This window comes from Methanocalculus taiwanensis (genome assembly GCF_024372745.1).
Classification (GTDB): Archaea; Halobacteriota; Methanomicrobia; order Methanomicrobiales; family Methanocorpusculaceae; genus Methanocalculus; species Methanocalculus taiwanensis.
Genome location: NZ_VOTZ01000068.1, coordinates 1 through 1,008, shown reverse-complemented (window position 1 = coordinate 1,008; position 1,008 = coordinate 1). Strand labels below are relative to the sequence as shown.

Below are 1,008 nucleotides of genomic sequence, written 5' to 3'. Positions count from 1 at the left end.
CGGAGCCAAGGGAAACACTATTTGATACCAGTGTACTCTCTGATAAACCAGATGATGCCGAGCTGACAGTTGTTTATACCACCTATGCAGATGCAACATACACCTATAACGGGACAGTACTCCCTGACGCGGGCACGGGGGGAAAGAGTTATGGAGCCAAGACCAACTCCTGGTATATTACTGATATATCAGATGAAGAACCAACCACGCTGACTGCGGAGCGTATCGGTTCGTCCTATAAGTGGACACTGGCGGCACTCGTCACCGATGATTCAACAATCATTGCAGGATCCACAGAAGCCCGGACACGCGATACCATCCTTGTGCCGGTTTCAGTAAAGCACATTTCTGAAGCAGAAGGTTTTGGATTCACTCTCTCCTACGATCCATCGTATCTGGATGTAACAGGGGTTGTAAATGCCACACCAAATATGACTGTCACGTACAACATTCACGAACAAGAGGGTCGTGTAATTATATCTGCTTCAACAGATGATACATTCAGTGCAGGTAATACACCAATTTCGATTGCACAGCTCAATATCACAATGAAAGACAAAACCGGGAAGAGCAGCCTCATCTTCGTTGAAACCAACTACAGTTCCGAATATAGTGTTGGGTTTGCTCCTCGTTCATTTGCCTACACAATACCAGGTGAACTGACACACCTGCTTCGAGGTGATCTAAATAAAAATAACCGTGTGGATATTGGGGATGTGGCAAAGGTAGCATGGATCGCAATAGGGCTTGTAGCCCAGGATCCACTGGCGAAGTTTGTCGATGATGAACAACCTGTCAACCATGCTGATGCAGCCAGAATTGCTTACTATTATGTAGGCAAAATACCAGTTCTCTAACCCTCAACCCTAATTTTTTGCACCTACCTCTACAATGTCAAGTTTCGAATAGGATCTGTTGAGATCAGATAGTAAGATCTTTATATAATGAATGAAATTATATTGTTTGTGTTAATGAAGTATTTGACCCGGAAGTAGATGCGCTTAAAGA

At 44.0% G+C, this 1,008-nt stretch carries 1 protein-coding gene; it reads left to right on the top strand.

Going from position 1 to position 1,008, the window contains the following annotated elements; genetic code table 11:
- Positions 1-857 (top strand): cohesin domain-containing protein (locus tag FTO68_RS11815; RefSeq protein WP_255333613.1); only part of this gene is annotated, 857 nt, incomplete at its 5' end.
- Between the last annotated feature and the right edge of the window lie 151 nt (positions 858-1,008).